The sequence below is a fragment of the Photobacterium kishitanii genome (genome assembly GCF_003026355.1).
GTDB lineage: Bacteria > Pseudomonadota > Gammaproteobacteria > Enterobacterales > Vibrionaceae > Photobacterium > Photobacterium kishitanii.
In genome coordinates this window covers 71990-97972 of record NZ_PYON01000009.1, presented here as the reverse complement: position 1 = coordinate 97972, position 25983 = coordinate 71990, and the positions used below count along the sequence as shown (strand labels likewise).

At 40.7% G+C, this 25983-nt stretch carries 23 protein-coding genes; 4 read left to right on the top strand and 19 right to left on the bottom strand.

The features are described from left to right. Nucleotides 1–489: 489 nt before the first annotated feature. The 8 genes from dapB to murJ form a co-directional block, all read right to left on the bottom strand. On the bottom strand, nucleotides 490–1299 hold the full coding sequence (gene dapB, locus C0W29_RS12135) for a 4-hydroxy-tetrahydrodipicolinate reductase (RefSeq protein ID WP_045042265.1): 810 nt from the start codon (nucleotides 1297–1299) through the stop codon (nucleotides 490–492). Between the two features lie 112 nt (nucleotides 1300–1411). Next, nucleotides 1412–2356 (bottom strand): 4-hydroxy-3-methylbut-2-enyl diphosphate reductase, encoded by a 945-nt coding sequence (gene ispH / locus C0W29_RS12130; RefSeq protein ID WP_045042264.1) that lies wholly within the window; start codon nucleotides 2354–2356, stop codon nucleotides 1412–1414. Nucleotides 2357–2368: 12 nt separating this feature from the next. Continuing rightward, on the bottom strand, nucleotides 2369–2803 hold the full coding sequence (fkpB, locus tag C0W29_RS12125; RefSeq protein ID WP_045045117.1) for an FKBP-type peptidyl-prolyl cis-trans isomerase: 435 nt from the start codon (nucleotides 2801–2803) through the stop codon (nucleotides 2369–2371). A gap of 110 nt (nucleotides 2804–2913) precedes the next feature. Continuing rightward, nucleotides 2914–3423, bottom strand: coding sequence for a signal peptidase II (gene lspA, locus C0W29_RS12120; RefSeq protein WP_045045116.1), 510 nt, complete (start codon nucleotides 3421–3423; stop codon nucleotides 2914–2916). Between the two features lie 160 nt (nucleotides 3424–3583). After that, nucleotides 3584–4108, bottom strand: coding sequence for a signal peptidase II (gene lspA / locus C0W29_RS12115; RefSeq protein WP_036796000.1), 525 nt, complete (start codon nucleotides 4106–4108; stop codon nucleotides 3584–3586). Next, nucleotides 4108–6948, bottom strand: coding sequence for an isoleucine--tRNA ligase (ileS, locus tag C0W29_RS12110; protein ID WP_045042262.1), 2841 nt, complete (start codon nucleotides 6946–6948; stop codon nucleotides 4108–4110). Before ileS ends, lspA (C0W29_RS12115) begins: the two co-directional genes overlap by 1 nt. A gap of 5 nt (nucleotides 6949–6953) precedes the next feature. Continuing rightward, nucleotides 6954–7916 (bottom strand): bifunctional riboflavin kinase/FAD synthetase, encoded by a 963-nt coding sequence (gene ribF, locus C0W29_RS12105; protein ID WP_045045141.1) that lies wholly within the window; start codon nucleotides 7914–7916, stop codon nucleotides 6954–6956. 187 nt (nucleotides 7917–8103) lie between these two features. Beyond that, nucleotides 8104–9666: a murein biosynthesis integral membrane protein MurJ gene (murJ, locus tag C0W29_RS12100; RefSeq protein WP_045042261.1), complete on the bottom strand. Its 1563-nt coding sequence runs from the start codon at nucleotides 9664–9666 to the stop codon at nucleotides 8104–8106. A 207-nt stretch (nucleotides 9667–9873) separates the two neighbouring features. Between murJ and rpsT the strand changes: the two genes are divergently transcribed. Beyond that, nucleotides 9874–10134 carry a 30S ribosomal protein S20 gene (rpsT, locus tag C0W29_RS12095; RefSeq protein WP_036796485.1) on the top strand — a complete coding sequence of 87 codons (261 nt, stop codon included), beginning with the start codon at nucleotides 9874–9876 and terminating at the stop codon, nucleotides 10132–10134. A 149-nt stretch (nucleotides 10135–10283) separates the two neighbouring features. Next, nucleotides 10284–10907 (top strand): DUF502 domain-containing protein, encoded by a 624-nt coding sequence (locus tag C0W29_RS12090; RefSeq protein WP_045045115.1) that lies wholly within the window; start codon nucleotides 10284–10286, stop codon nucleotides 10905–10907. A gap of 55 nt (nucleotides 10908–10962) precedes the next feature. Here the strand turns inward: C0W29_RS12090 and nhaR are convergent, their stop codons facing one another. From nhaR to nhaA, 3 genes are all read right to left on the bottom strand, one after another. Next, nucleotides 10963–11847 carry a transcriptional activator NhaR gene (gene nhaR, locus C0W29_RS12085; protein ID WP_036796486.1) on the bottom strand — a complete coding sequence of 295 codons (885 nt, stop codon included), beginning with the start codon at nucleotides 11845–11847 and terminating at the stop codon, nucleotides 10963–10965. 118 nt (nucleotides 11848–11965) lie between these two features. After that, entirely contained in the window at nucleotides 11966–12205 is a 240-nt protein-coding gene (locus C0W29_RS12080; protein ID WP_045042259.1) for a hypothetical protein, read from the bottom strand. Nucleotide 12206: 1 nt separating this feature from the next. Continuing rightward, on the bottom strand, nucleotides 12207–13364 hold the full coding sequence (gene nhaA / locus C0W29_RS12075; RefSeq protein ID WP_045042258.1) for a Na+/H+ antiporter NhaA: 1158 nt from the start codon (nucleotides 13362–13364) through the stop codon (nucleotides 12207–12209). Nucleotides 13365–13876: 512 nt separating this feature from the next. On the opposite strand from nhaA, the gene C0W29_RS12070 reads away from it, so the two are divergent. Continuing rightward, complete coding sequence (locus C0W29_RS12070) at nucleotides 13877–15019, top strand: Na/Pi symporter (protein WP_036796008.1); 1143 nt, start codon at nucleotides 13877–13879, stop codon at nucleotides 15017–15019. A 138-nt stretch (nucleotides 15020–15157) separates the two neighbouring features. On the opposite strand, the gene C0W29_RS12065 is transcribed toward C0W29_RS12070, so the two are convergent. The 4 genes from C0W29_RS12065 to rppH form a co-directional block, all read right to left on the bottom strand. Next, nucleotides 15158–16009 carry a thymidylate synthase gene (locus tag C0W29_RS12065; RefSeq protein WP_036796010.1) on the bottom strand — a complete coding sequence of 284 codons (852 nt, stop codon included), beginning with the start codon at nucleotides 16007–16009 and terminating at the stop codon, nucleotides 15158–15160. Nucleotides 16010–16109: 100 nt separating this feature from the next. Next, complete coding sequence (locus C0W29_RS12060; RefSeq protein WP_045045114.1) at nucleotides 16110–16913, bottom strand: sulfite exporter TauE/SafE family protein; 804 nt, start codon at nucleotides 16911–16913, stop codon at nucleotides 16110–16112. A 37-nt stretch (nucleotides 16914–16950) separates the two neighbouring features. After that, the gene (ptsP, locus tag C0W29_RS12055; RefSeq protein ID WP_045042256.1) at nucleotides 16951–19209 is read right to left on the bottom strand and encodes a phosphoenolpyruvate--protein phosphotransferase; all 2259 of its coding nucleotides are present in this window, start codon (nucleotides 19207–19209) and stop codon (nucleotides 16951–16953) included. A 45-nt stretch (nucleotides 19210–19254) separates the two neighbouring features. Further along, nucleotides 19255–19779 (bottom strand): RNA pyrophosphohydrolase, encoded by a 525-nt coding sequence (gene rppH / locus C0W29_RS12050; protein ID WP_036796014.1) that lies wholly within the window; start codon nucleotides 19777–19779, stop codon nucleotides 19255–19257. A 746-nt stretch (nucleotides 19780–20525) separates the two neighbouring features. Here rppH and mutH point away from each other — a divergent pair. After that, the gene (mutH, locus tag C0W29_RS12045) at nucleotides 20526–21191 is read left to right on the top strand and encodes a DNA mismatch repair endonuclease MutH (protein ID WP_045042255.1); all 666 of its coding nucleotides are present in this window, start codon (nucleotides 20526–20528) and stop codon (nucleotides 21189–21191) included. Between the two features lie 3 nt (nucleotides 21192–21194). Here mutH and C0W29_RS12040 read toward each other — a convergent pair whose 3' ends face one another. The 4 genes from C0W29_RS12040 to prfB all read right to left on the bottom strand — a co-directional run bounded on the left by C0W29_RS12040 (nucleotide 21195) and on the right by prfB (nucleotide 25834). After that, nucleotides 21195–21497 (bottom strand): DUF6482 family protein, encoded by a 303-nt coding sequence (locus tag C0W29_RS12040; RefSeq protein ID WP_045042254.1) that lies wholly within the window; start codon nucleotides 21495–21497, stop codon nucleotides 21195–21197. 124 nt (nucleotides 21498–21621) lie between these two features. After that, on the bottom strand, nucleotides 21622–22965 hold the full coding sequence (locus C0W29_RS12035) for a sigma-54-dependent transcriptional regulator (protein ID WP_080895397.1): 1344 nt from the start codon (nucleotides 22963–22965) through the stop codon (nucleotides 21622–21624). Nucleotides 22966–23194: 229 nt separating this feature from the next. After that, the gene (gene lysS / locus C0W29_RS12030) at nucleotides 23195–24703 is read right to left on the bottom strand and encodes a lysine--tRNA ligase (protein WP_036796018.1); all 1509 of its coding nucleotides are present in this window, start codon (nucleotides 24701–24703) and stop codon (nucleotides 23195–23197) included. A gap of 32 nt (nucleotides 24704–24735) precedes the next feature. Beyond that, nucleotides 24736–25834, bottom strand: a protein-coding gene (gene prfB, locus C0W29_RS12025) for a peptide chain release factor 2 (RefSeq protein ID WP_107174161.1) whose coding sequence is annotated in 2 segments (ribosomal slippage) — nucleotides 24736–25758 and nucleotides 25760–25834 — 1098 coding nt in all. Because the reading frame shifts where the segments join, the coding sequence is not laid out codon by codon here. Between the last annotated feature and the right edge of the window lie 149 nt (nucleotides 25835–25983).

Below are 25983 nucleotides of genomic sequence, written 5' to 3'. Positions count from 1 at the left end.
ACGCCAAAAACCATTCACTACTGATTTTTGACAAATTGCGCAAATTCTATGGATCAGTTAGCAATCTGTCAACATTTAACCGTAATTAAATTTTAAATATCACGATCAAACACCACTTTTTCACTCAAACACTGTAAACAACAACTTTAATTACATCTTTAGGACTATTGAATAACGTTAGCCAAAATGTAATCGATTGCCTTGGTTACATTATCGTTAACAAAAATTAAAATCCAACGCAAACGATAAAACAACCCAACTTTATCGTTAAAAACAAAGGCAGCCAACACAAAAACGATCAAAGACCTTATAACCAACAACAAAACACACCTTTTTACAATGTTTTATCACTATTAACCAACGCCACAATAATCATCTTAATTTATGCACAACATACCCAAAAATTTGCATACAACAGGGTTATCAACACTATCTTTAGACATAAAAAAACCTGCCATAAAGGCAGGTTTCACTCATTCTTAGTTGATTTTATAACCGATCCAGATCGAGAACATCAGTCATGGTATAAAACCCTGAAGGCTTGCTATTTAACCATGCCGCAGCTCGTACTGCACCATTGGCAAATGTCATTCTATCAGTGGCTTTATGAGTAATTTCAACCCGCTCGCCAATATCAGCAAACATTGCCGTATGCTCACCAACAATATCGCCAGCTCGAATGGTTGCAAAACCGATCTCATCACGACTGCGCTCGCCAGTAATACCTTCACGCGTATATACAGCAACATCACTGAGCTTATTACCCATTGCTCCAGCAATTGCTTCGCCCATACCAATAGCAGTACCTGATGGCGCATCAACTTTATGACGATGGTGAGCTTCGATGATCTCAACATCACAATAATCGCCCATCACTTTCGCTGCTTTTTCCAGTAGTTTAAACACCAAATTAACCCCAACACTATAGTTAGGCGCCATCACCACTGCAATCTGCTCAGCGGCAGTATCAATTAATTGTCGCTGTTGTTCACTAAATCCGGTGGTGCCAATGACAATTTTTTTATGGTATTGCTGACATAATTCTAGATTAGCGAGCGTAACCGCAGGGGCAGTAAAATCAATTAAGACATCAAAGTCATCAATCGCTTGACTAAGATCGTCAATCACAACCACATTTGCTAAACCAATCCCGGCTAACTCTCCGGCATCTGCGCCAACTAAACTTGAACCTGTACGCTCAGTTGCCACCGTTAATATCGTCGAATTTGATAATGCAGTGGCTTTAATTAACTGACGTCCCATTCGTCCGGCAGCGCCGGCTATCGCAATTCTGACCATTAGCGTGCATCTCCTACACTATTCATAATAATATTTATCCACTGTAGCTTGTTGACTATGATAAAAAAAGCCCCAGTTTTCACTGAGGCTCTTAGAAATTAACAAAACAGCATTAGATATTCTTTACTTGTAATTCTCGTGGTACTTCAAAGAACATATTTTCTTCACGACCCGATAATTCTTCGACATCTGTGGCATTAGTAAGTTGCTTAATACGCGCAATAATTTGATTCACTAACTCTTCAGGTGCTGACGCGCCAGCGGTGACACCGACTAACTTTTTACCTTCAAGCCATTGCGGATCAATATCTTCAGCACTATCGGTCAAATAACCAGGTGTACCTAATTTAACCGCAAGCTCGCGCAGGCGATTAGAGTTTGAGGAGTTTTTAGAGCCAACAACAATCATCACATCAACCGTTGCTGCCATTTCGCGCACGGCATCTTGACGATTTTGAGTCGCATAACAGATATCGTCTTTACGTGGACCTTTAATATCAGGGAACACTTGACGTAAACGATCGATCACATCAGCAGTTTCATCTACCGATAAAGTAGTTTGGCTAACAAAATGTAAGTTTGACGGATCTTTTACCACCAAAGTATCAACATCTTCTGGCTTCTCAACCAAATACATACCACCTTCATGATTGGCATATTGCCCCATCGTACCTTCAACTTCAGGATGACCAGCATGGCCAATTAACACCACTTCCATCGCTTTACGACTAGCACGAGCAACTTCCATGTGAACTTTGGTCACTAATGGGCAAGTAGCATCAAATACCGTTAACTGTCGCGCTTTAGCTTCATTTCTAACCGCTTGTGATACACCATGAGCAGAGAAAATAACGATATTATCATCAGGTACTTCACTTAATTCTTCGACAAAAATAGCACCACGCTGTTTTAGGCCTTCCACCACAAAGCGGTTATGCACTACTTCATGACGCACATAAATAGGCGGCTGATACATTTCTAATGCACGCTCGACAATGCTAATAGCACGATCAACACCAGCACAAAAACCACGTGGATTTGCGAGTAATATTTTCATCAATAATGGCTCTTAACGTTCAATGGAGACAACTTCAACCTCAAAGGTGACTGTCTTACCTGCTAATGGGTGATTAAAATCAACGGTTACTGAATCACCCACTACTTGTGTAATTATACCGGGAATATCATGCCCATCAGATCCAGTAAAGGCAATAATACGACCAACTTCAGCTGGTGTATCAGCGCTAAACTTACTCAGATCGACATAGTGAATATTATTTGGATTGGAAGGGCCAAAAGCATCTTCAGGGGCTAAATCAAACTGTTTCTTCTGTCCTGCCGCTAAGCCTAATAAACATTTTTCAAAATTCTCGGTGAGGCTACCATCACCCATTCGAAATATCACCGGCTTAGCATTAGCAAATGTCGACTCAGCCACAGACCCATCAGCTAATTTAATTGCAAAATGCATTAACACTTCACTATTATCCTTGATCACCGACATATATTATTCCCTATTATTGGTTACTACTATTTAACAACAAAGTGCCGCGGGTATCAACGTATGCTCACTAGGGTTTTTACGCAAGCAAATAACCATCGGCATGATTTTTATTATCCGCGAGACTTATTAACACTACTTAATATATATAACATTGCCCCGCAACAAATCGCGACATCGGCAATATTAAAAATAGCAAAGTGGTGATTTTTATAATAAAAATCTAAAAAATCAACAACAAACCCATAATTTATGCGATCAAAAAGATTCCCTAACGCACCACCAATGATCAACGCACAGCCAATATTATGCGCCGTTTTTGTAATCGAAGCTTGACGCATTTGATAGCTTAAAAAACCACACACTACCACTGCTATTAGGGTAAATAACCATCGCTGCCATCCGCCTTCTGCGCTTAAAAAACTAAAAGCAGCACCAGTATTATGAACATAATATAGGTTCATAAAGGGTAATACCGCTATTGCCGTTGAACCATTAGCAGTCATTGTTCCCATGATGATTATTTTACTCAAATAATCGACCATGAAAATTATCACAGCCAACCACAACCAACGTAGACCTGAACGTTGCTCAAATTTTGAATTTAGGGCTACTTTTGCCATTTGATAATTACTCCTCAATCACACCATTAACCACCGAGTATAACTGTCATCACGACGATTTTAGTCTTACTGAGGTTAAACATACATTACGCCAAATAATAACTAAAAAAAAACGCCACCTGTAAACAGGCAGCGTTTTATTTTAATAACATATCAATGCTTAGTGAGCTTTAGTCGCTTTATCTGCTCTAAAACCATCAAGAATCAACAATGCAGCACCTAAACAAATGGCTGAATCAGCAATGTTGAATGCGGGCCAATGATAACTACCGTAATAGAAATCAAGAAAATCGACCACAAAACCATGGTATAGGCGATCAAATAAATTACCTAATGCGCCACCAATAATAAGGGCATATGCAATGTTAGCCATTTTATTGGTCGCTGGTGTACGACGCATCCACAATGCTAATAGGCCACAAACACCAAATGCAATCGCTGCAAATAACCATCGCTGCCAACCACCCGCTTCACTTAAAAAACTAAATGCAGCACCAGTATTGTGCACATACAGCAAATTAAAGAATGGGGTGATCTCAATCCGGTTTGGCCAACCATAGCCCATCGTGTCCATCACCAATAGCTTAGAGCCATTGTCGATAATAAATACCAGAATCGCTAACCATAGCCAGCGAATTCCTGATTGTTTAAGCGTCAGCGGCTGCTGAGGTGCTGAATTAGTCATTAGGCAAATTTACGCTCTTCGCCGTCGCCATCGATGTTAGTTACACAACGACCACACACTTCTTCGTGTCCAGCAATTGTGCCTACATCAGCAACATGGTGCCAACAACGCTCACATTTTGCAGCTTCAGAGGCATTCACTGTTACAAATAATCCTTCGATATCTGTTTCTTGTGCGCCTTCTGGTTTGCTATCAGCAACCACAACCTGTGCTTTTGATGTTAGCAATACAAAACGTAATTCATCTTCAAGTTTATTTAGCTTAGCGGCAAGTTCTGCGTTCGCAGTCAGCGTGATCTCAGCTTGTAATGAACCACCAATCACTTTTTCGCTACGTGCTGTTTCTAGTAACTTGTTCACAGCACCACGAACTTGTTGAATCTCAGCCCAGAACTCGTTGTTTAGTTCTTCGTTTTCAGCAAGACCAAATAAGCCATCGAACCACTCACCAGTAAACACGAATTGATCACGCTTACCTGGCATTTCATTCCAGATTTCATCAGCAGTGAATGACATAATAGGTGCCATCCAACGAACAAGTGCCTCTACGATGTAGTAAAGCGCCGTTTGGCAGCTACGTTGTGCATGACCACCACGTTTTGCTGTGTACTGACGATCTTTAATTACGTCTAAGTAGAATGAACCCATTTCTACTGAACAGAATTGCATTAAACGCTGCGTCACTGTGTGTAGATTGTAGTCTTCGTATGCTTTAACGATCTCAGCTTGAGCCGCCATAGCACGACCTACAGCCCAACGATCTAACGCAACCATTTCTTCAACAGGCACACAATCAGTTTCAGGATTGAAGCCATTAAGGTTAGCGAGGAAGAAACGTGCTGTGTTACGAATACGACGATAAGCATCAGCTGAACGCTTCAGAATTTCATCAGAAACCGCAACTTCACCAGTGTAATCTGTTGATGCAACCCATAGACGTAGAATGTCAGCACCAAGCTTGTTGGTCACATCTTTTGGTGCAACGACGTTACCCACTGATTTCGACATTTTACGGCCTTGACCGTCAACCACGAAGCCGTGTGTTAACACTTGCTTATACGGGGCTTTGTCTTTCATCGCTACCGATGAAATCAATGATGATTGGAACCAACCACGGTGTTGATCAGAACCTTCTAGGTAAAGATCTGCTGAATGGCCATTAAACTCAGGACGGCTATCAACGACAGAGAAGTGTGTTACACCAGAGTCAAACCATACATCAAGGGTATCTAATACTTTCTCGTAAATTGCAGCATCTTCAGCGCTCATTACATCTGTTAGTTCTAGATCCCACCAAGCTTGGATACCCTTTTGCTCAACTAACTGGGCTACTTTTTCAATTAGCTCAGATGTTTGCGGGTGAAGCTCTTGGGTTTCTTTATGGATAAACAGTGCAATTGGCACACCCCAAGTACGTTGACGAGAGATACACCACTCAGGGCGACCTTCAACCATACCTTCGATACGGCTCTGGCCCCACTCAGGCATCCATTGTACGTTCTTGATTTCTTCTAGTGCTTTTGTACGCAGACCAGCTTTATCCATAGAGATAAACCACTGTGGCGTTGCACGGAAGATGATTGGCGTTTTGTGACGCCAGCAATGTGGGTAGCTGTGGGTGATTTTTGAGAAGTGTAACAATGAACCATGTTCACGTAATACTTCAACAACAGCTTCGTTTGCTTTAAGTACATGTTGACCAGCAAAGATCTCAGTATCAGGCAAGTAGACACCGTTGCTACCAACAGGGTTTGCAATTTCAAGGTTGTATTTTTGACCTACCACGAAGTCTTCTTGACCGTGGCCAGGTGCGGTATGTACACAACCAGTACCCGATTCAGTCGTAACGTGATCAGCAAGAACAACTGGCACATCAAAGCTGTAGAATGGGTGATTAAAGCGCATTAGCTCTAATGCATCACCTTTACAGAAACCAAGAATTTCTGATTCTTCAAAGCCAACACGTGCCATTACTTCTTTCACTAGCTCAGCGGCAACGATTAAACGTTGTGGTTGAGAGTGGGTGTCAGTTACAGGTGTTTGTACCAATGCATATTCAAGATCAGCACTTACAGCGACTGCGCGGTTAGCTGGCATAGTCCATGGTGTTGTTGTCCAGATAACAATCGACACATCACCTTGGCCTTGATCGGCAACACAACCAAACTTAGCTAAAACTGCCGCTTCATCTACCGCTTTAAATTTAACATCGATAGATAGTGATACTTTATCTTGATATTCCACTTCAGCTTCAGCCAATGCTGAACCACAATCAGTACACCAGTGAACAGGCTTAAAACCTTTAAGTAGGTGATCTTTGTCTGCAATTTTACCTAACGCACGAATGATATTCGCTTCAGTGCCAAAATCCATTGTACGGTATGGCTTATTCCACTCACCTAGTACACCTAGACGCATGAAACTTTCTTTTTGACCTTCAACTTGGCCAGCTGCATATGCGCGACATTTTTCACGGAATTCAGCAGCTGTCAATTTCTGACCAGGCTTACCAAATTTCTTTTCTACCATTAATTCAATCGGTAGACCGTGGCAATCCCAACCTGGAATATACGGTGAATCAAAGCCAGAAAGAGTCTTTGATTTAATAATAATATCTTTAAGAATCTTGTTTAACGCGTGACCGATGTGAATATCACCGTTAGCGTAAGGAGGGCCATCGTGTAATACGAAAGATTTTTTACCTTTCTTAGCTTTACGAATTTCACCGTAAAGATCTTCATCATACCAACGCTTAAGCATTACTGGCTCACGTTGAGCTAGGTTGCCTCGCATCGGAAACCCTGTTTCAGGCAGGTTCAGGGTATCTTTATAGTCACTCATGGATTCTAGATTCCGTTACTTGGGCGAAATTGGACACTATTACGCTCAGACAGCCACACCCGTGCTGCTTGAGCATCTCGTTCGATTTGTAATTTCAGCGCATCGAATGATTCAAATTTTGTTTCGTCACGCAACTTATGGCGCAACACGACTTCAAGCTGACGACCATAAAGATCTGCTTGATAATCAAAGAGGTGAACTTCAAGCTGTTGTCGTACACCTTGTACAGTGGGTCGATGGCCAACGTTAGCAACACCCATAATAGGATCTGCTGTAATACCAAGAACTTCTACAGCATATACGCCTGTAACAGGCGAAACACGTCGTTTTAGTGGGATATTAGCTGTTGGAAAGCCGATAGTACGACCTAATTTTCTTCCATGTGAGACACGACCACGAATACTGTACGGTCGACCAAGCATTTGTGCTACTTGATCTAATTCATTATTAGCTAAGGCATGACGAATTGCGGTACTGCTTACTCGCTGCTCAGAAACACAAAAACTTGCAGTGCTTATGACTTCAAATCCATATTTCTTGCCAGCAGCCACCAGCATAGCAAAATCACCACGTCGCCCTTGACCAAAACGAAAGTCATCACCAATAACCAGAAATTTAACACCCAATTGCTTTACCAACAAGCATTCGACGAAATATTCAGCAGTCATGGCTGCAAAATGATGATTAAAATTAACACATAGCAATCGATCGATACCGACTTTTTCAAATTCTATGTATTTTTCACGAAAACGGGTTAACCTTGCCGGTGCTTTACCTCCCGCAAAAAGCTCTTGCGGTTGCGGTTCAAACATCATTACCGTAGCAGCGAGTCCCAGCGAATGTGCCTTTTCTATCACCTGCTTAAGTAACGTTTGATGACCAAGATGCACTCCGTCAAAATTACCGATTGTCAGCACGCAACCATGATGGTGTGGCTTAATATGGGGTATACCTCGAATTAATTCCATAGGTGATTTAACTATGTCAGTACTCATAAGGCTATTCACTCATCCTACAATCAGATTAGTTGTTTATATGATGACCAATAACAGCCAAAAAAATTAATAACAACGGTAACTAAGTCACCACCATTGCTGCTGAAAATATCTTTCTTAGCGCAAAGCTAACGGATTATATACTACTCGGCAGTTTCAATCAGCTCCCCGCACGCAGATGACGCGGGCGAACGCCTAAAATAATTGCACATAGTAAATAAATACCGCTACCACCTAAAATCAAACCCAATAGCCACAGCATGCGTTCAAGTAAATGAAATGCTAGCCACTGTTCGGTCGTTGGGCTAAACCATAATAATCCACTCACCATCACTACCCCAGCAATCACTAATCGCAACACAAACAGTAATGTCTGGCGACTAATGCGGTAAATATTACCTTGGTGTAAACCTCGGTATAGCAATGCAGCATTCAGAAATGCTGATAGTACACTCGCAATCGATAAACCCACATAACCATAAAATGGGGCAAAGATAGCGTTAAAAACCATATTACTGACCATAGCAATAATACCAATTTTCACTGGCGTTTTGGTATCCTGACGAGCGTAATAACCTGGAGCAAATACTTTAATCAACATGTAATTAAGTAGGCCAGCTGATACAACCCACAGTGACATTGCGGTTTGGTTAACATCGTACAGGTCAAATTCACCACGCATGAACATCACCATCAACATCGGCTTAGCTAAGGTGATCATGCCGAGCATCGCAGGAATGCCTAAAATCAACACCATCCGCACGCCCCAATCCATCGTATGAGCAAATTGTTCTGGTGATTTATCAACGTGCTTACGCGATAAAGCCGGTAATATCACTGTCGCAATCGCAATCCCAAACAGCCCTAATGGAAATTCTAATAACCGATCTGAATAATATAACCAACTGATTGAACCCGTCATCAAAAAACTAGCAATCAAAGTATCGAGCAGTAAGTTGATTTGAGTAACTGAAACACCAAACAGTGCTGGCAGCATTAGTTTACGTATCTTCGTCACTCCAGGGTCGTTCCAGCCCCATTGTGGACGCACTAAATAGCCTTCACGATACAAAAATGGTAATTGAAAACCAAATTGCACTAAGCCACCAACAAATACTCCGATCGCGAGTCCAATTTCCGGCTTGGCTAAATGGGGCGCAACAAATACTGCACAACCAATAATCGCAATATTAAGAAACACTGGCGTAAACGATGAAATCGCAAATTTACCCAAGGTATTTAAGATTGCGCCAGATAACGCCACAAAGGTGACAAACCACAAATAAGGAAACGTGATTTTAAGTAACAAACTGGCTAATTCGAATTTTTCAGCACCAGGGGCAGTCCCGTGTACCCAATCCCAAAACCAACCAAAACCAAACAATGCTGTGACAACACCAGATCCTAACACCCCGACTAAGGTGACAATGGTGACGATACCACCCAACGTACCTGCGGCACGAGCAATCAATAATCGAGTTTTATCTACGTCACCAGCAGCATGATACTCAGTTAATACTGGTACAAAGGCTTGCGAAAAAGCCCCTTCCGCAAAAAGACGACGTAAAAAGTTGGGAATTTTGTTGGCAAAGAAAAAAACATCGGCCGCAGCCCCTGCTCCCATAAGGTTAGCCACCACCACATCTCGGACTAAACCGAGCACGCGAGACACTAAAGTCATGGCGCTAACTATCATTCCAGAGCGTAAAAGACGCTTACTCACAAAAAAACCTCATAAAAGATGTTCAGAAAGGTGACTTCTGAATCGAAATACTGGTAAAATCTGTCGCCATATTAACCGTGTTAATCCGCAAGTGCCAACTAGATTGGTATGGCGGTTATTTGCACGAATCATTTGACAATGATTAAGATTAAGGGCATAGTCCTCGGCCTTAAATTGTCACCATACCAAGATTTGGGAGTTACACCCTTGGCAAATATCAAATCTGCTAAGAAACGTGCACTAACTTCAGAAAAACGTCGTCAGCATAACGCTAGCCGTCGTTCTATGATGCGCACTTTCTTCAAGAAAGTAATTATCGCTATTGAAGCTGGTAATAAAGAAGCTGCAACACAAGCTTTCGCTGAAATGCAACCTGTTATGGATCGCATGGCTACTAAAGGCCTGATTCATAAGAACAAAGCTGCACGTCACAAAGCTCGTCTAACAGCGAAAATCAAAGCTCTTTAATTTTAATTAATGAGTTTAGATTAAAAAAAACCGACCTCTGGGTCGGTTTTTTTATGTCTCTTCATTAGCCATCGTCTATAAAACTAGCACTTCAATCGTAAATGTTGCTAACTTTATAGTTGAATTTATTTCACATCTTCGAGCATAAAATGAAAAAAACGCTATTACGCGGCTTGTTCAACGTTCTGCCGCTAGTATTAAGTATTTGGTTATTCTGGTCACTTTTTGAGTCATTAGATGAAGTAGGCAGTTTTTTATTTGGCCTTGTTCATATCACTGAACTCTTCAAAGGTGCTGGTTTTTTACTCATTCTAATCTTATTGTTCATTGCTGGACTGCTTTTTTCTGTTAGCCCTATCGCATGGCTCTATGATTTTGTTATCCGCCAATTGATGCGATTCCCGTTTTTTAAAACGGTTTACAGCAGCATTAATGATATTGCCTCACTAATGAGCAGTGACAATAAAAATAAAAGCCAGCAAACAGTGCTGGTACATCAGGCGAATGATACCTATGTGGTTGGCTTTATTATGTCTAACGACACTCCTGAGCCGCTAACAAACGCATTACCAGAGGGTGATTGGGTACCGGTGCTATTTCCCCTAAGCTATCAAATAGCAGGGATCACAACCTTAGTGAAACGCGAAGACTTAACGGTAGTTGATTGGTCGTTTGAAGATGCTATGCGCTATAACTTAACCGCAGGCATTTCAATTTCAGCCAAAGATAAAGAAGAGAAAGAGAAAAAAACACCAGACAACCTGCCGCAATAATATAACGATTAACGCCTTAGGATCCTAAGGCGTTAATTTAGCAACAGTAGGCCAACTAAAATAAAGTACTAAAATCAGCAGCACAAATACGTTTTACCGCCGGATGCATGATCATTCGCTCAGCAAAAATAACAAAATACTCATCACAAATATCAGTTACTCGCTTTACTTCATAAACACGGCTATTCGTTGTTAGCTCATCAGCATAAATAGATGGCGCGATAAACATCGACTTATGATAAAAAGAAAACGCTTTCATCAAAGCAGCATCATCAAACTCACCTAATATGTTGGGAGTGATCCCTTGCTGATCAAACCATTGATGTAATTTCCTTCCCATTGCAGAACGGCGGCTGGGGACTAATAATTTATAATCTTCAATACAGGCTGGAAAATCAGCATCGGATAAATCATCTGTACAGAAAAAACTCATTGCAGACTCACCGAGCTTTTTACTGTATAAACCCGGGTTTTGGGTCGAACTTACCGGACAATCAGATAAAATCATGTCTAATTTATGTTGTGATAACTGCTCTAACAACATTTCATGGGTCGATTCAAAACAACTCAATTGGATCCGTTGATCATCTGGAATCCCTTCTAGCAAGACTTGGCTTACTAACCTTTTTGATAAAGCGTCGGCAACCCCAACTTCAAACAATTGATTATCACGTTGAGTATAATTAATACGATCAAGCATTTGATAACTTAAATCAAACATCTTATCTGCATATTTAAATACTAATTGGCCGAGCTCTGTTGGTTCAATATTACGTCCAACGCGTTTGGTTAACTTGCCTTTCAAACGATCTTCTAATGAACGAATTTGGCCTGTCACTGTTTGTGGTGTCAAAAATAAAGCATCAGCAGCTTTAGTTACTGAGCCTTGTTTGCAGACCATCCAAAAATAATAAAGATGGTTATAATTTAAGTGAGACATTGCCGCTATTTTAAATAAAAAAACCCAGCGACAAAGCTTACGCTGTGCCACTGGGCTGTTCAATGTTTGACACTATAAATTATAGTAAAATCAAACCAAGATCGTGTTTGAATTGCAATTAACGTTGCTGTCGTTCTAAATTGCGCACTCGCTCACCACCGCGCTGTTCTAACGCTCGTTGACGAAATGAGCTTTCACGTACAGTAGTCGTCTTTACTATTGTCGCTTTAGCGTCATTGATCCCTTGTAAGTATGCTTGACATACCTCAGAACGATCGCCATTGGTACATTGCTGATAATCAGCAGCAATACTCGGTAGTGAAAATAAGCACGTAATAACGACTAACAACGTTTTCATATTACACCTCTGATTTAGGTAGTGTTTTACTCAACATTATGTAACCAACAATCGCGGCAACCGTTGAACCAAATAAGATTCCAAGTCGTGAATAAGTTGCAAAACTCTCATCTGCACCAACAAACGCCAATGATGAGATGAAGATAGACATCGTAAAGCCGATACCACACAGCACAGAAACCGCAAAAATATGCTTGAAGTTAATCCCATCAGGCAATTTTGCAACGCCTGTTTTAACTGCAATGTAACATGCAGTAAATATGCCGACTGGCTTACCAATAAATAGTCCCGCTGCAATACCAACCGGTAACATAGCTGATAAACTCGCCAGGGATACGCCCGTTAGTGAAATACCAGCATTCGCAAACGCAAATAACGGCAAGATTAAGAAGGCAACATATGGATGTAGCGCATGTTCAATCGTTTTAAGTGGCGAATGAGTATCTGTACGGCCATCTTTACCTGCTAATGGCACTACAAAACCGAGTACCACACCAGCTAATGTTGCATGCACACCTGATTGAAGTACGCTGAACCATAAAATAGCACCGACAATCAAATATAATGGAATGCTAGTAACATTCTTCAGGTTCATAATAATTAAGGTGGCGGTAGCGACAAATGCCACTGTCAGCGCGATAGTCGATAAATCAGAGCTATAAAATAAAGCAATGATTACAATTACACCTAAGTCATCAATAATAGCCAAGGCTAATAAGAAAACTTTTAAGCTCACTGGAACACGGTTGCCAAGTAATGCCATCACACCAAGTGCAAAAGCAATATCTGTTGCCGCTGGAATTGCCCAGCCTTTAACCGCCATCGGATCGCCATAATTAAATGCGGTATAAATTAATGCCGGCGCAATCATACCGCCGACAGCAGCAATAGCCGGAAATATTGCTTTTTCCTTAGTATTAAGTGCACCCTCAATAAGTTCACGCTTAACTTCTAATCCAATTAAGAAAAAGAAAATCGCCATTAAGCCATCATTGATCCAATGCGCTACTGATAATCCTGCAATATAGCTATGCAAAGTGTCAGTATATACAGATGCTAATGGTGAATTAGCAATAACCATTGCAATTAATGCTGCGATTATAAGAATAATACCGCCAGCTGATTCTAATTTAAGAAACTTACGAATAGCATCGGTCATCGACCGTCACTCCTTTAACTATATTATCCACGCGATCCAAGCTGCTCTACCTAAGGTTAGCAACATACTTGGTCATCTCAATTAAATTTAGTGTAAACGTCATCCTGATAAACTGAAAAATCGTTTGTATAGATATAAATACTCGGTAAAACCGAAAGGTTTAAGTTTTATGGGTACTATATCCGCACTGTCAATTTCATCAGCATTCATTAGATTTATACTAAAACAAATAAATAGCAAAATTTCTAATTAAATAATTACTATTTTGTGATTTTTAACCCTAAAAGACATTTTCATTAAAAACCATTTAGAAACAATCTACTAGAGTGTATTAATGCAACCTGACATTGTGCAGTTTAATCGTTTGCGCTCTCATTCTGCTGACAAAGCTCTGACAAATATTCATTTATGACACTCAGTGTAATATTTCTGAAATATAACCAAACTACTATTCACGCAGATTTCAACAAAATGACACCAAAACGACATATTCCTGTCATGGAGAAATGATTATGACTACCCAAGCCACTACTGCTGCATCTAAGTTCAGCTCTATGCGTTGGGTCCGCTGGGCCAACCTAGCGTTCATGCTATATTTGTTACTCGTTGCTGTATCTATGGTCAGCGGCGGCTTTAAATGGTCTGTAGGCGAGCAAGCAAAAACATTATTTGAATTTGCCTCTCACCCTGTAGCAGGCTTAATGATTGGTTTAATTGCAACAGCACTTATTCAATCATCAAGTACTGTAACTTCAATTATCGTTGGTCTTGTGGCAGGTGGTTTACCTGTAGAAACAGCCATTCCAATGGTAATGGGTGCCAATATCGGTACTACATTAACAAATACATTAGTTAGTTTAGGTCATGCTCGTTGTAAAGAAGAATTCCGTCGTGCATTTGCAAGTGCTACGGTACATGATTTCTTTAACTTATTAGCCGTTGCCATTTTCCTACCATTGGAAATGATGTTTGGTCTGCTTGATAAGTTATCAGGTTGGTTAGTATCACCGTTCTTAAAAGCAGGTGATATGAGCATGGATGGCATGGATTTCATGAAGCCATTAACCCAACCTGCCGTTGATTTAGTAAAAGGTCCACTAGAAGCATTTGGTCACAACGGTGGTTTTGGTCTAATCATCCTAGGTATTGCGTTGATTTTCATCTCTATCACGCTAATGGGTCGCCTAATGCGAGGCCTAATGGTTGGTCGTGCACGTGATATTCTAAAGAGTGCAATCGGTCGTGGTCCATTACACGGGATTGCTTCAGGTACCGCTGTAACAGTGCTAGTACAATCATCATCAACAACAACCAGTTTGATGGTTCCACTAGTAGGTACAGGCGTATTAACGGTTCGTGAAGTTTACCCATTCACACTTGGCGCAAACATTGGTACTTGTATCACTGCACTACTAGCAGCAACCGCAGTCTCTGGTGAGCATGCTGTATTTGCACTACAGATTGCACTAGTACACTTATGCTTTAACGTACTAGCGACAGTATTAATTTACGGAGTACCGTTCTTACGTGAAATTCCGCTTAAGTGTGCTTTCTTCCTAAGCGACTTAGCAACGAAGAACAAAGCAGCTGTTGCTGGTTACCTTGGTCTAGTATTCATTGCTATCCCTGGTTCAATCCTAGCGTTTACTGCTTAATCATTACGCTCAGTTAAATAAAAAGCCCCGCACAAGTCATTGTGCGGGGCTTTTTGTTATCTCAATAATTTACAGCTAATAATTTATATTCATCTTACAACCAATAACGTCCTGACTCAGAAGCTAGCTGTCGTATTGTTATACCGAGAATGGGTACTGGATTGGGGCATGATGTTCATAACCCACCACTTCAAAATCATCTAGAGTTACCCAGGTTTCTAGATCTTCTAATGACGTTATCTTAGGGTTGATAATCAATTGTGGCGATGCAAATGGCGTTCGGGTTAATTGCTCATCACGCATTAACGGTAATTGATCTTCGTAAATATGAGCATTAATAATTTTATGGTAAGCCTGACCGGGTTTATTGCCGGTAATTTGCGCCATTAACGCCAGCAAGGTAAACACTTGTACTTGATTGAAATTAAGCCCTAACGGCACATCACAAGAGCGCTGAGCACTAGTAAGATACAAAGTATCCCCTAATAATGAAAACGTATGGGTATGCATACATGGACGTAAACAGCCCATATCAAACTCACCTGGATTATAAAACGTGAGAATTTCACCACGATCATCAACCCCTTTGGCTAAATCATCAACAATCTTCTTCAGCTGATCAATAACGGTACCATCCGCTTTTTGCCAGCGGCGACCTTGAACACCATACACTCGCCCCATATCATCCTCACCTTTACGGTACGGATTATCGAGCCATGCTTGGTTATCATTAGCATTGGCATTCCAAGTATTACAACCAATGGCACGAAATTGAGCAGCGTTATCATAGCCTCGTAAATAACCAAGTAATTCAGCAATAGCGGCTTTCCAAAAACTTTTTCGAGTAGTGATCAATGGAAATTGGTTATTGGCAACATCGTAGGTTAAATCTGCATTGATAACCGTTAGACAACGTTTCCCTGTACGCTCATTCTCAATCCACACACCATCATCAACAATTCGCTGACATAACGCTAAGTACTGTTTCATTGTCCTACCCGTTAAATTAATGACGCCCAGCAAAAGCCAGGCGTCTAAAGTCGTTACTTTTAATTCTATCAGAAGATAGCGAACTTAAAGCTAGTCAATATCAACTCATGAACATTTTAATACTGATAATCAACAGCAGTACGGCAAACATTTTTTTAAGGGTTGCGGTTGGCAACCGCGTAACCAGTGCGGCCCCATAACGAGTAGTGATCATTGATGTGGCGGCAATACCGACTAATGCCGGTAAATAAACATAACCGAGACTATAAGCAGGTAAATCTGCACTCCCTACACCAGCAAAAATAAATCCAATCATGCCAGAAACGGCAATAAGAAACCCGACTAACGATGCCGAGCCAATAGCGCGGCGCATTTCAACCCCAAAATAGCTTAAATATGGCACAGTTAACGAACCACCACCAATACCGGCTAAACTTGATAATAAGCCAATAATAGCGCCACCAATCGCTGATACCAATGGACTAGGTAATGGTCGAGATTTCGTCACTCGCAGCGATAACATCATTTGTAAGGCTAATAACAGCACAATCACCGCAAACACTTTCGGTAAATATTGTGGAGGCACTAATTCTGCTACCACACTACCACCAAGCCCACCGACAATGATCCCTGGAGCCAACACTTTAACCACTGAGAAATCAACATTTCCCAATCTAAAGTGATTGCGAGAAGAGGCCATTGACGTCATAACAATACTGGCTAATGATGTTGCTAAAGCAATATGCATTAACATCGTCGGTGCAATCCCAGCCTGTGGTAGCAACCATACTAATGCGGGCACGACCAGTAAACCGCCACCGATCCCTAATAAACCAGCAAATAAACCCACGACAGCACCTAAAATTAAGCACATCGAAAAAAGCCATATTACGCTTTCATGCATAATAACTACCTATTACCTTTACCAATACAGGTCGCCATTATTTATTACCTGCTCGAATAAATCCACCTAACTGATGTTGTTCAATAAATGCCGTCGTTAATTGACGTACATCATCAGCAACATCAACTTGCAGTACCTTATTTGCTAATAATTTCATATCAGATCCATTAATATGGCGTAAAATATATTTAATTTTAGCGACATTGCGTGCATTCATACTCAACGAACGATAGCCCATTCCAACGAGCAGTAATGCACCAACAGGATCACCCGCCAACTCCCCACAGACACACACTGGTAATTGATATTTTTCTGCACTATCAACAATATGCTTTAACGCATGCAACACTGCAGGATGCAACGCATCATAGACACTAGCCACTCGAGCATTATTACGATCAACAGCTAGTAAATATTGGGTTAAATCATTACTTCCTACCGAGATAAAATCCACTCGCCCTACTAGTGCATGAAGTTGATATAACATTGATGGAACTTCAATCATGATTCCTATTCGAGGCTTATGCAGTTGTTGCCCTGCCACTAATGCTATTTGAGCAACATCAGTATATGCACGTTCAATAATCGCTTTAGCATCATCAAGTTCATTTATGCCAGAAATCATTGGCAATAAAATATCCATATTCTTCAAACCAATACTTGCTCGTAACATCGCACGTACTTGGATCATAAATATTTCAGGATGATCAAGCGTAAATCGAATCCCACGCCAGCCAAGAAAAGGGTTATCTTCTTCAATCGATAGGTAAGGTAGTGGCTTATCACCACCAATATCTAAGGTACGCATTACCACAGGTTGTTGAGGGTAGGTTTGTAAAATAGTTCGATATTGGTTAATTTGTTCTTCTTCAGAAGGAAAGCTGCGCTGGAGCAAAAAGGGAACTTCAGTGCGATACAGGCCAACACCATCAATCCCTTTATTAAGTGCAAAATGAGAATCAGCACTTAATCCAGCATTAATATGTACCATAATGCGTTGCTGATCTTTCGTCACGGCATGTTGTTGTTGGTCACATTCGACAATCTTTTCAAGCTCATCATCTTCACGTAATAAACGCCGATATTCAGCAAGTACATGTCGATTAGGATTAACTAATAAATCACCACGATAACCATCAACTACCACCACATTGTTATGTACCGTATGCGGCGTAAAATCGACCCCCATAATGGCAGGAATACCCAGTGCTCGCGATAGAATAGCAGCGTGTGAATTAGCAGCACCATCTTGTGCAACCACAGCAGCAAGTTTTCCCACTGGTACCGTTGCTAACATTGCGGCTGTTAATTCACGCGTGAGCAGTACGATCGGCTCATCCCATTGCTGTTCATTAGGCTCATCATCACATAAAAAATACAATAACCGTTGCCCTAACTCACGAATATCACGTGCACGCTCTTTGAGGTATTGATCTTTCATATTCGCAAAACGATTAGAATAAGCTTCAACCACTTGCCTAACCGCCCACTCAGCTTGATCACCTCCATCAATACGGAGTTTTAGATCTTGGCGTAATAATGGATCATTAAGTAAATGGCTAAAGAGATCAAAAATAGCGAGGGTTTCTTTTTGTAAGTCGCTATCAAAACGCTTACGTAAACGACGAAACTCTTTACCTGCAGAATCAATCGCAATCGTGAGTCGCTCTTGCTCGGCATGGATGTCTAAACACGAAGCAGGCGCCACATGTTCTAATAATGGCTGAGTATCGTCCCACCATGCTTTCGCAACCGCGACCCCACTCGATGCCGCAGAACCGGTTAAATGAAGTCGATTACCTTTTTCAAACCACATCCCTTGCGCTTTAGCATGCGCTAGAATACCCGCTAATTGAGCGGCGAGCGTGACTAGAAAAGATTCTTCACTTTCAGTAAATTCACGTTGTTCGCGTTGTTGAACGACGATAACGCCGAGCACTTGGCGTTGATGTATAATCGGAGTACCAAAAAAGGATCGAAAAGATTCCTCTCCGATCCCTGGTAGGTGTTTGAAACTAGGATGTAGGCGGGCATCTGCAACATTTAATGGTTCTGCTCGTTGACCCACTAACCCCACTAACCCTTGATCAAAGCGTAAACTGATACGACGCCGCGATTTATTTAATCCCTGCGTGGCCATCAAGGTATAAACCTGACGCTGGTGATCAGCGATATACACTGAACAACAATCAGTCTTCATTACCAAAGTAGTGTTTGATACTAATTGATCCAATGCATCAATCAATGTGTGAGCGCTGACAACCTTGTCAACAATTTCTCTTAGCTGTGTCAGCATAACGAGCCTTTAATTGTTCCCTGTGAGCCAATAAACCTCTACTTGCTAGCTGCGCTTATTCTTAATGCGCTTAAATTTACGTTCTTTCCATTCTTTAAATGGCATTGCGACAGCGGCAAACTCTTTTAGTGCACGACGATAGACATCACGCTTAAAAGAGACAACCTGCCTTACTGGGTACCAATAACTTACCCAACGCCAACCATCAAACTCAGGTGTAGCACCACGCTGCATATTGACCTTGGACTCATCGCATTCCAAACTCAGCAAAAACCATTTTTGCTTTTGACCGATACAAACAGGTTTTGAATCCCACCGTACAAGACGTTTAGGTAATTTATAACGTAACCAATGACGGCTTGACGCAATAATCCTGACATCTTTTTTGGTTAATCCTACTTCTTCATACAATTCACGGTACATAGCTTGTTCAGGGGTTTCCCCCTCATCAATGCCACCTTGCGGAAATTGCCAAGAATGTTGTCCATATCGTCGAGCCCAAAATACCTGGCCATGGCCATTGCAGATAACGATCCCTACATTAGGGCGGTATCCATCGCCATCAATCACTGGACGACCTCAAGTATAAATATCTATTAATAGTGATTTTTTCATAGTAGACGGGATCGGTAAACAAACATTCATCAATATCGTTCAGTTTTACCTAATTTAAACTATATTCTGGATAACTTTGCATAATGACTACTTTACCAACAACCAAGTGAGACATACCCCACATTTATTCACTCTTTCTGTGGATAGATTTGTGCAGAAACCTAAAAAAAGCACATTTACGCAACTATTAAGATCTTATATATTTATTTTTCAAAATAGAAAATCAACAATATTTACCATAAAAAACAAACCGTTAATTAAAATATAGTTCTATAATAAATAAAGATAAATCCAACTTTCACATCACTAAAAAACGATCGGTTAAAGATCAACCAATAATGACGTTATCCACAAATTCACCTTCACCAATAAGAATAAAAGCTAACCATAACGCTTGTTATACCACCTTTATACTGTATAGATACTCAGTTGAGCTTAAAAAAAATATTTTCAAAAAAAAAGCTGTGGATATCTTTTTATTTTGATCTTAGGCTTAAATAACTATCACAAGTTACTCATCATTAGAACATCACAATATCTAACGTTCTGTAGTCAAGGAAAAAAGATCCCTCTTATATCCTTGATTATCTATCAAGATCAATACTGATCTTCAGATTCCGTCTTCACCGATATGATAGTATTATCGATAACCTAACATTCGTTCTTAGTCCCTATCACGCTACTTTATGAGCCGACAATCAATGCAACCAACGCCAAAAACAGAAACAGAATTACTCAATCGTGCCCACCAATTGGCTGGTATGACGCTGGGTGAATTAGCGGCGATTGCAGGGATGATTCCACCACCAGATCTTAAACGTGATAAAGGTTGGGTTGGTCAATTATTAGAGTGGCATTTAGGGGCGACAGCTGGCAGTAAACCTGTCCCTGATTTTATTGAACTGGGCATTGAGCTTAAAACGATCCCTATCAGCTACCAAGGTAAGCCGTTAGAAACTACTTTTGTCTGTGTTGCGCCCTTAATTGGCGTCCAAGGTTTGCAATGGCATAGTAGTCATATTCGACAAAAATTAGCACGAGTATTATGGGTACCGGTTGAAGGAGAACGTGATATTCCACTTGAGCAACGTCATGTAGGTTCAGCATTATTATGGAGTCCCAGCACAGAAGAAGAAGCGCAATTACAGCAAGACTGGGAAGAATTAATGGATATGATCGTATTAGGTCAAGTAGAAAATATTACAGCCCGTCATGGTGAAGTGCTGCAGTTACGCCCTAAAGCTGCTAACAGTAAAGCGCTAACAGAAGCTTATGGTGCTAATGGCCAGCCGATTAAAACGTTACCGCGAGGCTTCTACTTAAAAAAACAATTTACAGCGCAATTACTACAGCGACATTTTATTTAATAATCAAAACGCCAGCACCATGTCTTGGTCACAATCACATAATAGCCCATTATCAGAGAATTCATCATAGGGATCAATTAGTCGTAATGTCAGATGATTAATACCTATTTTTTTCAATACATTTTGTGCTTGTTCTATGGTTTTAAAATAAATAAGGTTGTTATTACTATCAGTTAATGGCTGTAACTGATGTTTATATTCAACTTCCATTAAATAATGACTATTGCCGGCATAACAGCTAAGTACACATAATGGTATTTTTTTAGGTACTGATTTTAACCACGGTTTAAGTTGCGCTAGCTTCATAAGTGATCCTAATCTTTATCAACAATGCTTTAAGCATGTGTCAGATCACCTTAACCAGCAAGGTTAGTTATAAAATAAACATTTATTGTTAACCTTATTTGTTATGAACTAAAAAATTAATTACTTATGCATGGCCTTGACGAAAACAACGTGGAGTCGGAACTAACTCATGCTTATTCAGCAAACGATACATCGTTGCTCTAGATACTCCCAATTCGCGCGCTGCAGCAGATATTTGGCCTTTATTATTTTCTAATACTGTTAATAATGCATTACGCTCAGACTCTTCACGCACCTTTTTTAAGCTTAATTTATCATCAACTAAACGAGGTATATCTAATTGATCTGCTTCAATACTCTTATTTTCAGCTAGCAACACTGCTCGTTTAATTTGGCAAATAAGTTCACGTACATTACCTGGCCACGGATATTGTAATAACATCGCTTGTGCTTGTTCTGATAAATATTTAGCGACGCTATTATACTGACGGGCGTACTTCAATAATAAAAATTCAGCCAATAAAATAATATCATCACTCCGTTCACGCAATGTAGGTACTGTTAGTGATACGACATTTAATCGAAAATATAACTCACGCCGTAGTGTTGTTAAGCTAACTAAATGTTCAAGAGAATGATTAGTGATTGAAATCACACGGATATCAATCGCGATAGCATTACCTTCGCTATCATAATAGCTTCCTTCCGCCAGCACTTGATATAATCCCAACTGACAAGCATCGGTTAAGGCGGTAAATTCTTCAAGAACCAACACGCCATGATTCGCCGCAGCAAAGACAGATTCAACACCATTATCAGTATCAACTGTCCAATCAGGCGTCATGGTTTCACAATTAACCCTTATTATTTGTCGCTTAGCACGTGCTGAAGCTTGGACAATAGCATCAGCCACTAATATTTTACCTGTGCCTATTTCACCACTGATTACTACTGAGACATCACTTAACGCGATACGCTTAACTTGATCACGCAATTTTTTCATAACAGCGGTGGAGCCTTGTAAACCTTGTTGACCAAAATTACCTAATTGAGGCCACACTTGACGCTCTAAATTAAGCATACCGATCTGATGACCAATCGTTTGTTGTAATCGAGCGGGAGGAACGGGAGTCGAAAAATAATCAAGGCAGAAATTAACGATAAATTGGCCAATCGCTTCATTGGTCAGCTGATCATCTCGTACAATGGCGATCCAGCGTACTTGTTTATTACGGTTCACCATCGCGGAAAAACTATGAATACTAAAGTCGTCATTGCTAAGATCAACCACACCAATACAAGGACCAATTTCTAAGAGTAATGTTTCTGCCGTCCGCAAATCATAGCAACGATGGCATAGCCAACCAGCAGTCTCCATTACAGGTAGCCACTCTTGATTACTACCACCAAAAACAACTAAGGTATTAGGAATAACTACCTTAGGTTTTTTCACTGTCCCGATTGTCATTCGTCCCTCCATTAATAAAGCAATTATCTCTCTTGTAATATTTAACAACAGCTTTATTGATGATATACGAACAAGTGCAACTTGTTTACTATAATGTTGTAGGACTCATATAAAATATTGACGTTACTTAAATTCTTATCTAATTAAGCCCATATTTGTCACTTTTTTGACTCTTTTTTTTAGGCAAAAAAAAACCACCGCCTAAGCGATGGTTTTTTTCATGATTCGATTAATTATTTGTTTGTGGGCGCATTGCCGGGAACAAAATAACATCACGAATTGTATGCGTGTTAGTAAACAACATTACTAAACGGTCAATACCAATACCTTGACCCGCTGTTGGTGGTAAACCATGCTCTAGCGCAGTAATGTAGTCTGCGTCATAGTACATTGCTTCATCATCACCAGCATCTTTAGCATTAACTTGAGCTTTAAAGCGCTGATCTTGATCTTGAGCATCGTTAAGCTCAGAGAAACCATTTGCTACTTCACGACCACCGATAAAGAATTCAAAACGATCGGTAATGAATGGATTTTCATCGTTACGGCGAGCAAGTGGTGAGATATCTGCCGGGTACTCAGTAATGAATGTTGGTTGCATTAGTTGAGGCTCAGCGGTTTCACCAAAGATCTCTTCTAATAACTGACCACAAGTCCAGAAGCTTTCAACATCAACATGCACAGATTTAGCAATCTTCACCATTAGCTCACGATCGGCAACGCCTTCGTAAGTTAGTGCTTGGATTTCTGCATGATCTGGGTTGTATTGCTTGATTGCATCTAACATGCTCATACGTGTGTATGGGCCTGCAAATTCAACTTCAAACTCACCGTAAGGCATTTTTGAAGAACCAAGAATATCAATCGCAATGCTGCTTAGCATTTCTTCCGTGATATCCATTAGATCATGGTAATCTGCATACGCCATGTAGAATTCCATCATAGTGAATTCTGGGTTATGACGAGGAGATAGACCTTCGTTACGGAAGTTACGGTTGATTTCGAACACACGCTCAAAACCACCTACCACTAGACGCTTAAGGTAAAGTTCAGGTGCAACACGTAGGTACATGTCGATATCAAGTGCATTATGATGAGTCACAAATGGACGTGCTGTTGCACCACCAGGGATCACATGCATCATTGGTGTTTCTACTTCCATAAAGCCTTTAGTTACCATAAAGCTACGGATTGCAGATACCACTTTTGAACGAATGATGAATGCACGACGAGAGTCGTCATTAACAATCAGATCAACATAACGCTGACGGTAACGCATTTCTTGGTCAGTCAAACCATGGAATTTTTCTGGTAATGGACGCAGTGCTTTAGTTAGCAGCTCGTAGTTATCCATCTCGATGTAAAGATCACCTTTACCAGATTTATGTAGCGCCCCTTTAACACCGATGATGTCACCGATATCTAGACCAGAATATTTTTCTTTTAGCTCTTTTTGAACATCTTTAGATGCATAAGCCTGAATACGGCCAGACACATCTTGGATTGCAAGAAAAGGACCACGCTTAGCCATAATACGACCAGCGATTGCATATACATGACCAGCTTGTTCAAGCTCTTCCTTGGTCATTTCACCGTATTTTGCTTCTAGATCCGCTGCTAAACTATCACGACGGAAATCATTTGGGTGGCCATTTGCTTTACAATTTTGGCGAATCATATCTAATTTCGCGCGACGCTCAGCAATCAGCTTATTTTCATCTTGTACTTGGTCAGTCATGGGGAAACCCTTAAAATTTTACTGAAATTCGGTTAAAGACCTGATTTCAAGCTTGCTTCAATAAAACGGTCTAAATCACCGTCCAGTACTGCTTGGGTGTTACGATTTTCCACGCCAGTACGTAAATCTTTTATGCGGGAGTCATCCAGTACATAAGAACGGATTTGACTACCCCAACCAATGTCTGATTTAGTATCTTCACTGGCTTGCTTTTCAGCATTTTGCTTCTGCATTTCATATTCAAACAATTTCGCTTTTAACTGCTTCATTGCTTGATCTTTGTTTTTATGCTGAGAGCGATCGTTCTGGCACTGTACAACAAGATTTGTTGGTAAGTGGGTAATACGCACCGCAGATTCAGTGGTGTTTACGTGTTGACCACCCGCACCTGATGCGCGGTATACGTCGATACGTAAATCAGAAGGATTGATATCAATAACGATATTGTCATCAATTTCTGGATACACAAATGCTGAAGCAAATGAGGTATGGCGACGGCCGCCTGAATCAAACGGTGATTTACGCACTAAACGGTGAACACCAGTTTCAGTACGTAACCAGCCATAAGCATATTCGCCGCTGATACGTACGGTTACAGATTTAAGACCGGCAACATCACCATCAGAGATTTCAATGATCTCAGTCTTAAACCCTTTGGCATCCGCCCAACGCAAATACATACGGAGCATCATTGATGTCCAATCTTGCGCTTCAGTACCACCAGAACCAGCTTGAAGGTCAAGATAGCAATCAGAACTATCATGGTCGCCAGCAAACATTCGACGAAATTCTAACTTAGCTAACTTAGCTTCAAGCTCAGCTAACTCAGGTTCAATCTCATCAAACGTTTCTTGATCGTCTTCTTCAACAGCTAACTCAAGTAAGCCCTCGACGTCTTCAACGCCTTGGTCTAATAGGTCAATTGTTTCTACTACCGCTTCCAATGCTGCACGTTCTTTACCTAACGCTTGAGCGCGTTCAGGTTCATTCCATACATTTGGTTGCTCTAGCTCTGCATTTACCTCTTCTAGACGCTCTTTTTTAGCATCATAGTCAAAGGTACCCCCTAAGGGTGTCAGTACGTACAGACACATCCTCAAGTCGGTTTTTAATAGGATTAATTTCGAACATCGCCACGCTTCATTACCGAAATAGATATAACCGCAAGATTCTATCGAATTGTAGATAGAATATACAGAGGGAGAGAAAGGTTATCAGAAAATTAATCTAAATATGGTGACAATCTAGGCTGTTAACGCCAAGATCCTCACCACTAACGG

What these genes read in the sequence shown, in the direction of transcription:
- ptsP (WP_045042256.1), bottom strand. Translation starts at nt 19,209, where the DNA reads ATGCTGACACAGCTAAGAGAAATTGTTGACAAGGTTGTCAGCGCTCAC.
- mutH (WP_045042255.1), top strand. Translation starts at nt 20,526, where the DNA reads ATGCAACCAACGCCAAAAACAGAAACAGAATTACTCAATCGTGCCCAC.
- C0W29_RS12080 (WP_045042259.1), bottom strand. Translation starts at nt 12,205, where the DNA reads ATGAAAACGTTGTTAGTCGTTATTACGTGCTTATTTTCACTACCGAGT.
- C0W29_RS12060 (WP_045045114.1), bottom strand. Translation starts at nt 16,913, where the DNA reads ATGCATGAAAGCGTAATATGGCTTTTTTCGATGTGCTTAATTTTAGGT.
- lspA (WP_036796000.1), bottom strand. Translation starts at nt 4,108, where the DNA reads ATGACTAATTCAGCACCTCAGCAGCCGCTGACGCTTAAACAATCAGGA.
- fkpB (WP_045045117.1), bottom strand. Translation starts at nt 2,803, where the DNA reads ATGTCGGTGATCAAGGATAATAGTGAAGTGTTAATGCATTTTGCAATT.
- lspA (WP_045045116.1), bottom strand. Translation starts at nt 3,423, where the DNA reads ATGGCAAAAGTAGCCCTAAATTCAAAATTTGAGCAACGTTCAGGTCTA.
- ribF (WP_045045141.1), bottom strand. Translation starts at nt 7,916, where the DNA reads ATGGAATTAATTCGAGGTATACCCCATATTAAGCCACACCATCATGGT.
- C0W29_RS12065 (WP_036796010.1), bottom strand. Translation starts at nt 16,009, where the DNA reads ATGAAACAGTACTTAGCGTTATGTCAGCGAATTGTTGATGATGGTGTG.
- C0W29_RS12070 (WP_036796008.1), top strand. Translation starts at nt 13,877, where the DNA reads ATGACTACCCAAGCCACTACTGCTGCATCTAAGTTCAGCTCTATGCGT.
- nhaA (WP_045042258.1), bottom strand. Translation starts at nt 13,364, where the DNA reads ATGACCGATGCTATTCGTAAGTTTCTTAAATTAGAATCAGCTGGCGGT.
- C0W29_RS12035 (WP_080895397.1), bottom strand. Translation starts at nt 22,965, where the DNA reads ATGACAATCGGGACAGTGAAAAAACCTAAGGTAGTTATTCCTAATACC.
- ispH (WP_045042264.1), bottom strand. Translation starts at nt 2,356, where the DNA reads ATGAAAATATTACTCGCAAATCCACGTGGTTTTTGTGCTGGTGTTGAT.
- ileS (WP_045042262.1), bottom strand. Translation starts at nt 6,948, where the DNA reads ATGAGTGACTATAAAGATACCCTGAACCTGCCTGAAACAGGGTTTCCG.
- lysS (WP_036796018.1), bottom strand. Translation starts at nt 24,703, where the DNA reads ATGACTGACCAAGTACAAGATGAAAATAAGCTGATTGCTGAGCGTCGC.
- C0W29_RS12090 (WP_045045115.1), top strand. Translation starts at nt 10,284, where the DNA reads ATGAAAAAAACGCTATTACGCGGCTTGTTCAACGTTCTGCCGCTAGTA.
- C0W29_RS12040 (WP_045042254.1), bottom strand. Translation starts at nt 21,497, where the DNA reads ATGAAGCTAGCGCAACTTAAACCGTGGTTAAAATCAGTACCTAAAAAA.
- dapB (WP_045042265.1), bottom strand. Translation starts at nt 1,299, where the DNA reads ATGGTCAGAATTGCGATAGCCGGCGCTGCCGGACGAATGGGACGTCAG.
- nhaR (WP_036796486.1), bottom strand. Translation starts at nt 11,847, where the DNA reads ATGTCTCACTTAAATTATAACCATCTTTATTATTTTTGGATGGTCTGC.